The following is a 13,457-nucleotide window of genomic DNA, read 5'->3' on the forward strand; positions in this document are numbered from 1 at the left end:
CACAAAACATAAATTTGGCACTGACATTCATCGACACACTGTTGAGTTCTCAAAGAACACACCCACACCCCAGAACCCAGTCCCAAGAACCAGATCCCGCAAGCGGGGCAACCACTCTAACCTACACACCCGACCGTACCGGGGCAAACCCCGGTCTGGCTGGACGTCCCAGCTGACTGCGGTCCGAGGACCCGGTCGAGCTGGAGGGCGCCGACGTCGGTGGTCGAGATCCGGCTGGCTGGTCTTGACTGCCTGGCCCGTCTCGCGCTCTGCCGTGCGGCGCAAGAAGAAAGTTACCCGGGCGGGGAGCACGCGTCAAATCCCCTGGACACCGACGCGGGCAGCCCGGGCAGCGCGGGAGAAGGTGCTGGTCACCGTGGTGGGCGCCCCTCCCCGCGAGCTCGACCCTGCCCCTCCGGACCCCCCACGTCCAGACCTGGGCCGGGGTGACCTGCGTCACCCCGGCCGGTCTCAGGACGTCTGCGCCGCCAGGACCACGTCGACGATCTCGTCCATGATCTGGGTCATCGAGTAGTCCTTGGGCGTGAACACCCGGGCCACGCCGGCGCTGCGCAGGGTCGCGGCGTCCTCCGGCGGGATGATCCCGCCGACGATCACCGGCACGTCCCCGGCTCCGGCCTCGGCCAGCCCCCGCACCACGGCGGGCACCACCTCCAGGTGCGAGCCCGACAGCACCGAGAGCCCCACGACGTGGACGCCCTCCTGCACCGCGGCCGCGACGATCTGCGCCGGGGTGAGCCGGATCCCCTGGTAGACCACCTCGAACCCGCAGTCCCGGGCGCGCACGGCGATCTGCTCGGCCCCGTTGGAGTGCCCGTCGAGGCCCGGCTTGCCCACCAGCAGCCGCAGCCGCTCCCCGAGCTGCTCCCCGGCCTCGGCCACCCGGGTGCGGACGCGGGCGATCTCGGCCCCCGCCTCCCCCACGGCCGCGGCGGAGGAGACGCCGGTGGGGGCGCGGTACTCGCCGAACACCTCCCGCAGCGCGCCCGCCCACTCCCCCGTGGTCACCCCGGCGCGCGCGCACACCACGCTGGCCTCGACGAGGTTCTGCTCGGTCTTGGCGGCGTCCTTCAGCCCGCGCAGCGCGCCGTCGACCTCCTGGGCGTCGCGCCCGGCCCGCCACTCCTGCACGGCGACGATCGCGGCGGCCTCCACCTGGGGGTCCACCACCTCGATCGCGCCCGCCCCCTCGACCTGCAGGGGGCTGGGCTCGGTCCCGTCGAAGCGGTTCACCCCCACGACGACATCGTCCCCGGACTCCATCCGGCGGCGGCGCTCCGCGAGCGAGGCCACCAGCTCGGACTTCATGTAGCCCTGCTCGACGGCGGCGACCGCGCCCCCCATGGCCTGGACCTTGTCGATCTCCTCCCGGGCGCCGTCCACGATCTCCTTGACGGCGGCCTCGACGACGTGGCTGCCGGCGAAGAGGTCCTCGTACTCGAGCAGGTCGGTCTCGAACGCCAGCACCTGCTGCATCCGCAGTGCCCACTGCTGGTCCCACGGCCGGGGCAGGCCCAGCGCCTCGTTCCACGCGGGCAGCTGCACCGCGCGGGCGCGCGCGTCCCGCGACAGCGTGACGGCCAGCATCTCGAGCACGATGCGCTGCACGTTGTTCTCGGGCTGGGCCTCGGTGAGCCCGAGCGAGTTCACCTGCACCCCGTAGCGGAAGCGCCGCTGCTTGGCGTCGGTCACCCCGTAGCGCTGCTCCACCAGCTCGGTCCACAGCTGGCCGAAGGCGCGCATCTTGCACATCTCCTCGACGAAGCGCAGGCCCGCGTTGACGAAGAACGAGATGCGGCCGACGACCTCGCCGAACCGCTCCTCCGGCACCTGGCCCGAGTCCCGCACGGAGTCGAGCACCGCGATCGCCGTGCACAGCGCGTACGCGACCTCCTGCACGGGCGTGGCCCCGGCCTCCTGCAGGTGGTAGCTGCAGATGTTGATCGGGTTCCACTTGGGGATGGTCGTGACCGTGTAGGCGACCATGTCGGTGATCAGCCGCAGGCTGGGCGCGGGGGGGAAGACGTAGGTCCCGCGGGACAGGTACTCCTTGATGATGTCGTTCTGGGTGGTGCCGGCCAGGGTCGCCAGCACGCTCTCCCGGTCCAGGCCCGCCGCCTCGGCCTGCTCCTCGGCCACCACCTGGTACAGCGCCAGCAGCCACATCGCCGGAGCGTTGATGGTCATGGACGTGTTCGCCTCGTCCAGCGGGATGTCGGCGAAGAGCGCGCGCATGTCCCCGAGGTGGGTGACGGGCACGCCGACCTTGCCCACCTCGCCCCGGGCCAGCTCGTCGTCGGGGTCGTACCCGGTCTGGGTGGGCAGGTCGAACGCCACCGACAGGCCTGTCTGGCCCTTGGCGAGGTTGCGCCGGTAGAGGGCGTTGGACGCCGCCGCGGACGAGTGGCCCGCGTAGGTTCGCATCACCCAGGGGCGGTCGCGTCCACGGTCGCTGGGAAAAGGCACGTCAACCTCCGCGAGATCCGCGCTGCGTCACCGATGACGAGCGTGAACGCAGCGTAGGGGACGGCGCTGCGGGGGTCTCCCGGGTGTGGTCCGGGCCTCACGACGGTCCCCGGCGCTCGGGGGCGGGGCCGAGTTGTCCCCTCTGGGGCGTCGGCGCACGATGTCCGGCGTGACGCTCCCCGGTCTCTACGGGCCGACCCTGGCCCTGCTCGCCGTGGTGCTGCTCGGCGTGCTGCTGTGGTGGACCTTCGGCGACTCGCGGACCATGCCCGCGCCCAACCACCGCAGCGGGCACGGCTACGGCCTGCTGGTCGAGGTGGGCCGCGTGCCCACGGCGGTGGCCGCGGCCGAGCTGCGGGCCCGCCTGGCCGGGGCGGGGGTCAAGGCCACCGTCTCCCCCGCGGGCGAGGGCGGCCACGCCGTCCTGGTGTTCCCCGCCGACGAGGCCGACGCCCGCACCGTGCTCGCCCGCGGCGCCACCGGCTGACCCCTGCCGCTGCCGCCCGTCGGGGGCCTGTGGCCGGTCAGTCCCCGGCCGGCACCCGCACCACGTCCGCGCCGAGGCGGGCCAGGTTCTCCACGAAGTGCGGGTAGCCGCGGTCGACGTGGAAGACGTCCCACACCTCGGTGGTGCCCTCGGCGCACAGCGCGGCCAGCACGAGGCCGGCGCCGGCGCGGATGTCCGAGGCCCACACGGGGGCGCTGGAGAGCCGGGGCACGCCGCGCACCACGGCGTGGTGGCCGTCGGTGCGGGCGTCGGCGCCCAGGCGCACCATCTCCTCGACGAACCGGAACCGGCCCTCGAACACGTTCTCGGTGATCATCGAGGTCCCGTCGGAGATCGCGGCCAGCCCGATCGCCATCGGCTGCAGGTCGGTGGGGAACCCCGGGAAGGGCAGCGTCACGAAGTCGACCGCCGTCGGCCGCTCGGGCTGCACCACCCGGAAGCCCAGCGGCTCGCGGGTGACGGTGGCCCCGGCGCTGCGCAGCTTCTCCAGCACCAGGTTGAGGTGGGCGGGGTCCACTCCCGTCACCCGGACGTCGCCGCAGGTCATCGCGGCCGCGACACCCCAGGTGGCCCCGACGATCCGGTCGCCGATGACGCGGTGCGTCGCCGGCTGCAGGCTCGTCACGCCCTCCACGGTCAGCGTCGAGGTGCCTGCCCCGGAGATCCGCGCGCCCATCTGCTGCAGCATCACCACCAGGTCGACGATGTCGGGCTCGCGGGCGGCGTTGTCGATGGTCGTGGTGCCGTCGGCGAGGACGGCCGCCATGAGGATGTTCTCGGTGGCCCCCACCGACGGGAAGTCCAGCCACACCTCGGCGCCGTGCAGGCCCTCGGCGTCGGCCACCACGCAGCCGTGCTCGATGGCGCTGGTCGCGCCGAGCTGGCGCAGCCCGGCCTGGTGCATGTCCAGCGGCCGCGAGCCGATGGCGTCCCCGCCGGGCAGTGCGACGACGGCGCGGCGGCACCGGGCCACCAGCGGCCCCAGCACGCACACCGACGCGCGCAGGGCCCCCATGGCGGGGAAGTCCGCGCGGTGGTGCGGCTGCGCGGGGGTGGTGATGCGGGCGACGTCGCCCTCGAGCTCGACGTCGCAGCCCAGGCCCCGCAGCACCTCCGCCATGAGGGGGACGTCGAGGATCTCGGGGCAGTTGGTGATGGTCGTGGTGCCCTCGGCCAGCAGCGCGGCCGCCATGAGCTTGAGGACGCTGTTCTTGGCCCCGCCGACGGCCACCTCGCCCACCAGGCGCCCGCCGCCGGTGACCCGGAAGTGCTCGTTCACGACTCCCGAGCCTAGTGCCGCCGGGGCCGCTCCCCCGACGGCGGTAGCGTCGCCCCATGGCCGTGCACCTGACCCGCATCTACACCCGGACCGGCGACGACGGGACCACGGGGCTGAGCGACTTCTCCCGGGTCTCCAAGACCGACCCCCGGCTCGTCGCCTACGCCGACTGCGACGAGGCCAACGCGGCCATCGGGGTGGTGCTGTCGGTGGGCCGGCCCGCCGAGGAGGTCGTGACGATCCTGCGGCGGGTGCAGAACGACCTGTTCGACGCGGGCGCCGACCTGGCCACGCCGGTGGTCGAGGACCCGCCGTACCCGCCGCTGCGGGTGACCGAGGACTACGTCACCCGGCTCGAGGGCTGGTGCGACGAGCTCAACGAGCGCCTGGAGCCGCTGACCTCGTTCATCCTGCCCGGGGGCACCCCGGCCGCCGCGCTGCTGCACGTGGCCCGCACCGTCGTGCGGCGCGCGGAGCGCAGCGCGTGGGCGCAGCTGGCCGCCTCCCCGGAGGACACCAACCCCGTCCCGGCCACCTACCTCAACCGGCTCTCGGACCTGCTGTTCATCCTCGGCCGGCTCGCGAACCCGGACGGCGACGTGCTGTGGAAGCCCGGCGGGGAGCGCTGAGGACCGGCCCGGTCAGCGCCGCCGGGTCCCCGGTCGGCCGCGGTCGCGCCGGCTCGGCGGGCTGGACTCGACCCAGGCGAGGAACGCCGTCAGGGAGCCGCCGGCCAGCGCGAGCTCGACCTCGCCGCGGCCGTCGTCGAGCAGCAGAACGGTCCAGCCCGGCGGCACCGTCTCCCGCTCCGCCGGCCGGGCGCGGCGGCGGTCGGCGACGGTGAGCCGCCGCCGCGCCACCCGCCGGTCGGGGCCCAGCCGCACGCTGGAGACGCGGTAGAACTCGAGCGCCTCCTCGTCGTAGCGGAGCACGCCGTGCCGCCAGCCCCGGCCCTCGGGGGCGGGCAGGCCGCGCAGCACCACCATCGAGCCGCCGCGGCGGAGCAGCTGCACGCGCCGCAGCACGAGCAGCGCGCCGAGGACCACCACGACGACCAGCAGCACCTCCGCCACCTGCAGCAGCACCGACCTGCGCGCCTGCCTCTCTCTCCCCGGCCGAGGCCGAGCGCGTCAGGCGCGCTCGGCCGCCTTGATCCGCCCCTTGGCGCGGGCGGACGCCACCGCGTCGTCCCCCGCCTCGTCGAGCTCGCGGCGGGCGCCGTCGGCGTCCACGTCCTCGGCGAAGTCCGCCGACTCGGCGAGCACCGACACCGTCCCCGCCGTCACGGAGAGGAACCCGCCGTGCACCGCGGCGACGACCCGGTCGCCCTCGGTGGGGGTGACGATGACGATGCCGCCCTCGACGAGCTGGCCCAGCACCGGCTCGTGGCCGGGCAGGATGCCGATCTCGCCCTCGGTGGTCTGCGCGAGCACCGACGTCGCGGTGCCCGACCAGAGCCGGCGCTCCACGGCGACGAGCTGCACGTCCATCTCCGCCACGGCTCAGCTCTCCGAGATGCGCTTGGCGTTCGCCTCGACGTCGTCGAGCCCGCCGGTGGAGAAGAACGCCTGCTCGGGCAGGTGGTCGTACTCGCCCTTGGTCACCTTGTCGAACGCCTCGACGGTGTCCTTGAGCGGGACGTAGGAGCCCTCCTGGCCGGTGAACTGCTGGGCCACGAAGAAGTTCTGGCCCAGGTAGCGCTCCAGGCGGCGGGCCCGGCCGACGAGGACCTTGTCCTCCTCGGAGAGCTCGTCCATCCCGAGGATCGCGATGATGTCCTGCAGCTCCTTGTAGCGCTGCAGGATCCGGATGACCTCCTGGGCGACCCGGTAGTGGTCGTCACCGACGACGGCCGGGTCGAGGATGCGCGACGTCGACGTCAGCGGGTCGACCGCCGGGTAGATGCCCTTCTGGGTGATGGCCCGGGAGAGCTCGGTGGTCGCGTCGAGGTGGGCGAAGGTGGTCGCCGGCGCCGGGTCGGTGTAGTCGTCGGCGGGCACGTAGATGGCCTGCAGCGAGGTGATGGACCGGCCCCGGGTGGAGGTGATGCGCTCCTGCAGCTCGCCCATCTCGTCGGCCAGCGTCGGCTGGTAGCCCACGGCGGAGGGCATGCGGCCCAGCAGGGTCGACACCTCCTGGCCGGCCTGGGTGAACCGGAAGATGTTGTCGATGAAGAGCAGGACGTCCTGCTCCTTCACGTCGCGGAAGTACTCGGCCATGGTCAGGGCCGAGAGCGCGACGCGCATGCGCGTGCCGGGCGGCTCGTCCATCTGGCCGAACACCAGCGCGGTCTGCTCGATGACGCCGGACTCGGTCATCTCCTCGATGAGGTCGTTGCCCTCACGGGTGCGCTCGCCGACCCCGGCGAACACCGACACGCCACCGAACTCCTGGGCGACCCGGCGGATCATCTCCTGGATGAGCACGGTCTTGCCCACGCCCGCGCCGCCGAACAGGCCGATCTTGCCGCCCTGCACGTAGGGGGTCAGCAGGTCGATGACCTTGATGCCGGTCTCGAGGATCTCGGTCTTGCCCTCGAGCTGGTCGAAGGCCGGGGGCTTGCGGTGGATGCCCCACTGCTCGCCGTCGCGGCCGGTGCCCGGCGCGTCGAGGCAGTCGCCCAGGGCGTTGAAGACGTGGCCCTTGACGACGTCGCCGACCGGCACCGAGATCGGCTTGCCGGTGTCGGTGACCTCGATGCCCCGGGTCAGGCCGTCGGTGGGCTGCATCGAGATCGCGCGCACCAGGTTGTCCCCCAGGTGCTGGGCGACCTCGAGGGTCAGCGTCTTGGCGACCTGCTCCAGCGCCACCTCGGCGTGCAGCGCGTTGAACAGGTCGGGGATGTGGCCCCGGGGGAACTCGACGTCGACGACGGGGCCGACGACGCGGACGATCCGACCGGCGCCGTCGGAGTCCGAGCTCTGCTCGGGGGCGGAAGTGGTTGCTGCAGTCATGTGCGTGGTCCCTCGTGTTGTCTCAGGTGAGCTGTCTAGTCGACGTCCGCGCCGGCTGACAGCGCGTTCGCGCCACCGACGATCTCGCTGATCTCCTGGGTGATCTGGGCCTGCCGAGCCTGGTTCGCCTGCCTGCTCAGCGTCTTCACCAGCTCGTTCGCGTTGTCCGTCGCCGCCTTCATGGCCGTGCGCCGGGCCGCAGACTCCGAGGCCGCCGACTCGAGCAGCGCCGCGTAGATCCGCGTGCCCACGTACTTCGGCAGCAGCGCCGCGAGCAGCTGCTCGGGCTCGGGCTCGAACTCGTAGTTGGGCGTGGGCCCCTCGGAGCGCTTGCCCGAGGACTCGTGCCCGGACTCGCGCCCGGACTCCTGCCCCGAGCCGGACGAGGACCGCTCGCCGCCGTCGCCGTCGCCGTCGTCCCCGTCGTAGTCGGCACCGCCGGCGCGGCCCACGAGCTCGACGTCGTCCGGGGTGGCCTCGCCGTCGTCGTCGTAGGCGACCTCGAGCGGCGCCACGCGACGCGCCATCGGCGTCTGGGTGAGCATCGACTCGAACTTGGTGTAGACGACGTGGATCTCGTCGACGCCCGCCGAGGAGACCTCGACCTCCTCGGCCCCGTCGGGTGCGTCGGCGCTCGACGGGCCCGACTCGGTCATCGCCGAGCGCAGGTTCGGCGAGTGCTCCACCGAGGTGCCCGCGAAGTCCACCATCATCACCGGCTGCTCCGCGCCGGCGAGGAACGAGGCGACCATCCGCTCGCTGGCCTGCGCCGCGTCGTCGTAACCCGGCTGCTGGGAGAACCCGGTCCACGAGGCCTCGACCTCGCGGCCACGGAAGCCGTAGTAGGAGACGCCCTTCTGGCCGAGCACGTAGAGCACCGGCTCCTTGCCCTGGTCGCGCAGCAGCTGCTGCAGCTCCTCGGCCGTGCGGAGCACGTTGGCGTTGTACGCCCCGCACATCCCCCGGTCGCTGGTGACCACCAGGACGGCGGCCCGCGTCGGGTTCTCCCGCTCGGTGAGCAGCGGGTGGTCGAGGTTGGACGACGCGCTGGCCAGGGCGGTCAGCACGCGGGTGATCTCCTCCGCGTACGGCTTGGACTCCTCCACCCGGGCCTGCGCCCGGGTGATGCGGGAGGTGGCGATGAGCTCCTGCGCCTTGGTGATCTTCTTGGTCGAGTTGACCGAGCGGATCCGCTGGCGGAGCTCGCGCAGCTGTGCGGGCATGTCAGGCGGTCACTTCCCCGACTTCTTGTTGACGGTGACCTTCTCGTTCTCCTCGTCCTCGGCGTCCATGGCCTCGGACTTCTTCTCCCGGACCACCGAGCTGCCGTCGGAGGCCTCGAAGTTCTCCTTGAACGCGTCGGTGGCGTCGACCAGGCGCTGGCCGTTCTCGTCCGACAGCGCCTTGGACTCGCGGATCTCGCCCAGGATGCCCTCGTTGTTGCGGCGCAGGTCCTCCAGCAGCTCGGTCTCGAAGCGGCGCACGTCGGAGACCGGCACGGAGTCGAAGTGGCCCTCGCTGCCGAGGTAGATGACCGCGATCTGCTCCTCCACGGGCACCGGGGAGTACTGGCCCTGCTTGAGCAGCTCCACGAGCCGGGCACCGCGGTCGAGCTGCGCCTTGGACGTGGCGTCGAGGTCGGAGGCGAAGGCCGAGAACGCCTCCAGCTCGCGGTACTGCGCCAGGTCGAGGCGCAGCGACCCCGAGACCTTCTTCATGCCCTTGATCTGGGCCGAGCCACCCACGCGGGAGACCGAGATGCCGACGTTGAGCGCCGGCCGCACGCCCTGGTTGAACAGGTCGGACTCCAGGAAGCACTGGCCGTCGGTGATGGAGATGACGTTGGTCGGGATGTAGGCCGAGACGTCGTTGGCCTTGGTCTCGATGATCGGCAGACCCGTCATCGAGCCGGCGCCGAGCTCGTCGGACAGCTTGGCGCAGCGCTCGAGCAGGCGGGAGTGCAAGTAGAAGACGTCGCCGGGGAACGCCTCGCGGCCCGGCGGGCGGCGCAGCAGCAGCGAGATCGTGCGGTAGGCCTCGGCCTGCTTGGTGAGGTCGTCGAACACGATGAGGACGTGCTTGCCCTGGTACATCCAGTGCTGGCCGATGGCCGAGCCGGAGTACGGAGCGAGCCACTTGAAGCCGGCCGAGTCCGAGGCGGGGGCCGCGACGATGGTGGTGAACTCCATCGCGCCCGCGTCCTCGAGGGCCGCCTTGACGCCCGCGATGGTGGAGCCCTTCTGGCCCACGGCGACGTAGATGCAGCGCACCTGCTGCTCCGGGTCGCCGGTGTCCCAGGCGTTCTTCTGGTTGATGATCGCGTCGACGCAGACCGCGGTCTTGCCGGTCTTGCGGTCGCCGATGACGAGCTGGCGCTGGCCGCGGCCGATCGGGGTCATGGCGTCGATGGCCTTGATGCCCGTCTGCAGCGGCTGCTTGACCGGCTGGCGCTCGAGCACCGAGGCTGCCTGCAGCTCGAGGACGCGCTGCTCCTCGGCGTCGATGTCGCCGAGGCCGTCGATGGGCTGGCCGAGGGGGTTGACCACGCGGCCGAGGAAGCCGTCGCCGACCGGGACGGAGAGCACGTTGCCGGTGCGCCGGACCTCCTGGCCCTCCTCGATGTCCTCGTAGTTGCCGAGGACGACGGCGCCGATCTCGCGCGCGTCGAGGTTGAGGGCCACGCCGAGCACGCCGCCGGGGAACTCCAGCAGCTCGTTGCTCATGGCGCTGGGCAGGCCGGACACGTGGGCGATGCCGTCGCTGGTGTCCGTGACCAGGCCGACCTCCTCGCGGGAGGCCTCCGGGGCGTAGTTCTCGGTGTAGCTGTCGATTGCGCTACGGATCTCGTCGGAGGAGATCGTCAGCTCCGCCATGGTGTCCTGCTCTCCGTCGGGTCGGTCTCGGTTCGGGTTGTCTGGTGGGGCCGCGCCGCGGGGACGGGCCGGGGTGGCGCGTCAGCGGCCGCCGAGGCGCGTCCGCAGTGCCGCGAGCCGGCCCGCGGTGCTGCCGTCGATGACCTCGTCGCCCACCTGCACGACGAGGCCGCCGGTGATGTCCGGGTCCACCTCCACGTGCACGGTGACGTCGCGGCCGTAGATGCGCGACAGGCTGGTGGTCAGCCGGTCGGACTGCTGCTCGCTCAGCGGGACCGCCGTGCGGACCCGGGCCACGGACTGCTCGCGCTGCCGCGCGGCGAGCCGGGACAGCCGGTCGAGCGCGTCGGCGGGCTCCCCCGTCAGGCGGACCACGGCCTGGTCGACCAGCAGGCGGGTCGCGTCGGCCACCTTGCCGTCGACGAGCCCGGCCACCAGCGAGAGCTTGCCCTCGGCGGTCGCGGTGCGGTCGGCCAGCGCCCGCTCCAGGGCGGCGGAGGACGCCACGATGCGGCCGAGCCGGAACAGCTCGTCCTCGACGGCGTCGAGCTCACCGCGCTGCTCGGCGGCCCGCAGGACCGCCTCCTGGCCGAGGAGCTCGAGGGAGTCGACGAGGTCGCGCGCGGAGGACCAGCGCTGGGACGCGGCCTCGCGCACCACGGCGAGCGCCGCGTCGGAGACCTTGCCGTCGAGCAGCCGCTCGGCCAGGCCGCTGCGCGACGCGGGGTCGGTGGCCGGGTCGGCGAGCGTGCGGCGCAGCGCCCGCTCCCGGTCCAGCACCCCGACCACGGCGAACAGGTCCGAGCCGGTGCGGGTCAGCGCGTCGGCGTCGGACGTGCCCGACCCGACGCGGTCGCGCACGACTGCGAGGGCCTCACGACTGGCGGCGTCCACGGCTGCTCACTCCCCCCGCGTCCGGCCGGAGCCGGACATCGCGTCGAGCTCGTCGAGGAAGCGGTCCACGGTCGCGGACCGCGCGGTGTCGTCGGCCAGCCGCTCGCCGACCACGCGCTCGGCGAGGTCCACCGCGGTGCGGCCGAGGTCGCCGCGCAGCTCGGCCACGATCTGGGCGCGCTGGGCGGTGAGCTGGCTCTGCCCCGCGGCCACGATCCGACGGCTCTCCTCCTGGGCCTGCTCCCGCATCTCCTCGATGATGAGCTGGCCCTGCGCCCGGGCGTCGTCGCGGATGCGCGCGGCCTCGCCGCGCGCCTCCGCCAGCTGGGCGTTGTACCGGTCGAGGGCCGCCCGGGCCTCGCGCTGGGCCTGCTCGGCCCGCTCGATCCCGCCCTCGATCTTCTCGCTGCGCTCGGCCAGCGTCCGCTGCACGCGCGGCAGCAGGTACTTCCAGAAGAAGAACGCGATCAGCACGAGGCTGACCGTGGACCAGATCAGGTCGTAGGACGCGGGGATGAGCGGGTTCTCGCCTCCCTCGGCGGCGAGGACCAGGGTCCCGTCAGTCATGTCGTCGGCCTCGTCCGGATCAGGCGAACAGGAAGCCGGCGACGATGCCGATCAGGGCGAGCGCCTCGGTGAAGGCGATGCCCAGGAACATCGTGGTCCGCAGCTGGCCGGCCATCTCGGGCTGGCGTGCGATGCCCTCGATGGCCTTGCCGACCACGATACCGATGCCGATGCCGGGGCCGATGGCGGCGAGGCCGTAGCCGATCGCGCCGGTGTTGATCGTCCCGGAGAGCTGCTGGGCGAGGTTCATCTGGGGTTTCCGTTCCCTTTCTGTTGGCCGCTCCGGGGAGGGCTCCCCGGCCGGTCAGGTGTGGCGCCGGCCCGGTCGCCGACGGTGGAGCAGATCAGTGGGCGTTCAGCGCCAGGTCGGTGTAGACGGCGACGAGGAGCGTGAAGATGTAGGCCTGCAGCGCGATGACCAGCAGCTCGAACAGCGTGAACGCGAACCCGACGAGGAACGTGAACGGAGCCGCGATGGTGAGCAGGTTGAGCTCGCTGAGGAAGTAGCTGGTCGCGCCGAAGAACAGCACCAGCAGGATGTGACCGGCCAGCATGTTGGCCAGCAGTCGCACGGTGAGCGTGAAGGGCCGGATCAGGAACGTCGAGATGGCCTCGATGATCCCGACGAAGACGGTCAGCGCGCCGGGCAGGTCGGGCACGACGACCGTGTTCTTCAGGTGCCCGCCGAAGCCGAACTTGCGGATGCCGGCGACGTTGAAGGTGATCCACCCGGCGACGGCCAGGATCAGCGGCGTCCCGATCAACGCGTTGGGCGAGATGTTGAGCAACGGGATGACGCCGGTGAGGTTGCCCGCCAGCACCGCGAAGAAGGTGATGGCGATGACCGGCAGGAAGCGTCGCCCCTGCTCCTTGCCCAGGATCTCCTCGGCGATCTGCACCCGGACGAAGTCCAGCGCGATCTCCCCGACGTTCTGCAGGCCGCGCGGCACGATGCGCGGGGTGCGGAAGGCCAGGAAGAAGAACCCGATCAGCGCGACGGTGCTGATGAGCTTGACCATCATGACGCGGTTGATCTCGAAGATCGTGCCGCCGAACAGGATGGCGGGCGGGTAGAACTCCTCGATCGAGGGCGGCGTGTAGCCCCCGCCCTCGGCGGCGGCCAGCAGGATGGCGCTCAGCGGTCTCTCCCGTGGTTGGCCGGGCCTGTCGGGCCCGGTCGGACGGTCAGGTCGACGGGTGGTCGCCGCCGTGGAGCACGACGACCGGGCGTGCCCGCCTGTCGTGCCCCGACTCTGTCACGGATGAGGGGTCGGCGGCACTGTCGACGGTGGTTCCGGGGGTCCGGCGGTGCCGGGACCCCCGTCCCCGGCAGCAGCACGTCGGCACGGACCGGGGTCCGGGGCCGAAGTTCTACCGCCTGTGGCAAACCTTACCAACCCGTGGGACTCCGGAGCGCCAGGAGGGTCTCCCCCGGCGGGGCCTGCCTAGGCGCTGGGCTCCGGGTCTACGTAGGGCACCCGGGTGCGCAGCACGGCCAGCGTCTCCAGGCTCAGCAGACCCACGGCGGCCAGAACCACCGTCAGCCCCAGGGTGGTCCGGTCGTAGAACGTCAGGCCCCGCAGCAGGGCGAGCACCACGACGAGCAGCAGCAGCTTGACGATCCAGCTGCCGAGCAGCACCGCGCCCGAGACGGTCGGGGCGAGGTCGCGGGTGAGCAGCACAGCGACGGCGGTGAACACCACGAACGCCGCGGCGACGGCCGCACCGAGCAGCCCGCCCCACAGCCCGGGGGTGCCCCGCACCAGCAGCCCGAGCACGCCGGCGACCACGGCCAGGCCCACGGCACCCACGGCCCCGGACCGGACGGCCGCCCGCAGCGGGGCGGACGGGTCGGGCCGGTCCGGGTCGCGGCGGTCCGGGGCGGGGGTCATCGC

14 protein-coding genes are annotated in these 13,457 nt (G+C 72.4%); 2 read left to right on the forward strand and 12 right to left on the reverse strand.

Features of this window, described 5'->3' with window-relative positions:
• Positions 1-471 precede the first annotated feature (471 nt).
• Positions 472-2,487, reverse strand: a complete 2,016-nt coding sequence (locus tag ACYVOF_RS03360; RefSeq protein WP_460864109.1) for a protein meaA — start codon at positions 2,485-2,487, stop codon at positions 472-474.
• Positions 2,488-2,656: 169 nt separating this feature from the next.
• Here ACYVOF_RS03360 and ACYVOF_RS03365 point away from each other — a divergent pair, with 169 nt between their 5' ends.
• Complete coding sequence (locus ACYVOF_RS03365) at positions 2,657-2,974, forward strand: hypothetical protein (protein ID WP_460864110.1); 318 nt, start codon at positions 2,657-2,659, stop codon at positions 2,972-2,974.
• Between the two features lie 37 nt (positions 2,975-3,011).
• Here the strand turns inward: ACYVOF_RS03365 and murA are convergent, their stop codons facing one another.
• Positions 3,012-4,274: a UDP-N-acetylglucosamine 1-carboxyvinyltransferase gene (gene murA / locus ACYVOF_RS03370; RefSeq protein ID WP_460864111.1), complete on the reverse strand. Its 1,263-nt coding sequence runs from the start codon at positions 4,272-4,274 to the stop codon at positions 3,012-3,014.
• Between the two features lie 56 nt (positions 4,275-4,330).
• On the opposite strand from murA, the gene ACYVOF_RS03375 reads away from it, so the two are divergent.
• Positions 4,331-4,903: a cob(I)yrinic acid a,c-diamide adenosyltransferase gene (locus ACYVOF_RS03375; protein WP_460864112.1), complete on the forward strand. Its 573-nt coding sequence runs from the start codon at positions 4,331-4,333 to the stop codon at positions 4,901-4,903.
• 12 nt (positions 4,904-4,915) lie between these two features.
• On the opposite strand, the gene ACYVOF_RS03380 is transcribed toward ACYVOF_RS03375, so the two are convergent.
• The 10 genes from ACYVOF_RS03380 to ACYVOF_RS03425 form a co-directional block, all read right to left on the reverse strand.
• The gene (locus tag ACYVOF_RS03380) at positions 4,916-5,359 is read right to left on the reverse strand and encodes a DUF2550 domain-containing protein (RefSeq protein WP_460864113.1); all 444 of its coding nucleotides are present in this window, start codon (positions 5,357-5,359) and stop codon (positions 4,916-4,918) included.
• 45 nt (positions 5,360-5,404) lie between these two features.
• Positions 5,405-5,773 carry a F0F1 ATP synthase subunit epsilon gene (locus tag ACYVOF_RS03385; RefSeq protein ID WP_460864114.1) on the reverse strand — a complete coding sequence of 123 codons (369 nt, stop codon included), beginning with the start codon at positions 5,771-5,773 and terminating at the stop codon, positions 5,405-5,407.
• A 3-nt stretch (positions 5,774-5,776) separates the two neighbouring features.
• Positions 5,777-7,228 (reverse strand): F0F1 ATP synthase subunit beta, encoded by a 1,452-nt coding sequence (atpD, locus tag ACYVOF_RS03390; RefSeq protein ID WP_460864115.1) that lies wholly within the window; start codon positions 7,226-7,228, stop codon positions 5,777-5,779.
• A 35-nt stretch (positions 7,229-7,263) separates the two neighbouring features.
• Positions 7,264-8,451 carry a F0F1 ATP synthase subunit gamma gene (locus ACYVOF_RS03395; RefSeq protein WP_460864116.1) on the reverse strand — a complete coding sequence of 396 codons (1,188 nt, stop codon included), beginning with the start codon at positions 8,449-8,451 and terminating at the stop codon, positions 7,264-7,266.
• A gap of 9 nt (positions 8,452-8,460) precedes the next feature.
• A complete protein-coding gene (gene atpA / locus ACYVOF_RS03400) occupies positions 8,461-10,101 on the reverse strand; it encodes a F0F1 ATP synthase subunit alpha (protein ID WP_460864117.1) in 1,641 nt (546 codons plus the stop codon).
• Between the two features lie 81 nt (positions 10,102-10,182).
• Entirely contained in the window at positions 10,183-10,995 is an 813-nt protein-coding gene (locus ACYVOF_RS03405; RefSeq protein ID WP_460864118.1) for a F0F1 ATP synthase subunit delta, read from the reverse strand.
• A gap of 6 nt (positions 10,996-11,001) precedes the next feature.
• Positions 11,002-11,562, reverse strand: a complete 561-nt coding sequence (locus ACYVOF_RS03410; protein ID WP_460864119.1) for a F0F1 ATP synthase subunit B — start codon at positions 11,560-11,562, stop codon at positions 11,002-11,004.
• A 19-nt stretch (positions 11,563-11,581) separates the two neighbouring features.
• A complete protein-coding gene (locus ACYVOF_RS03415; protein ID WP_460864120.1) occupies positions 11,582-11,812 on the reverse strand; it encodes an ATP synthase F0 subunit C in 231 nt (76 codons plus the stop codon).
• 94 nt (positions 11,813-11,906) lie between these two features.
• Entirely contained in the window at positions 11,907-12,701 is a 795-nt protein-coding gene (gene atpB, locus ACYVOF_RS03420) for a F0F1 ATP synthase subunit A (RefSeq protein WP_460864285.1), read from the reverse strand.
• Positions 12,702-13,007: 306 nt separating this feature from the next.
• A complete protein-coding gene (locus ACYVOF_RS03425) occupies positions 13,008-13,454 on the reverse strand; it encodes a hypothetical protein (protein WP_460864121.1) in 447 nt (148 codons plus the stop codon).
• Positions 13,455-13,457: the final 3 nt, after the last annotated feature.

It is taken from the genome of Rhodococcus aerolatus, assembly GCF_054783215.1.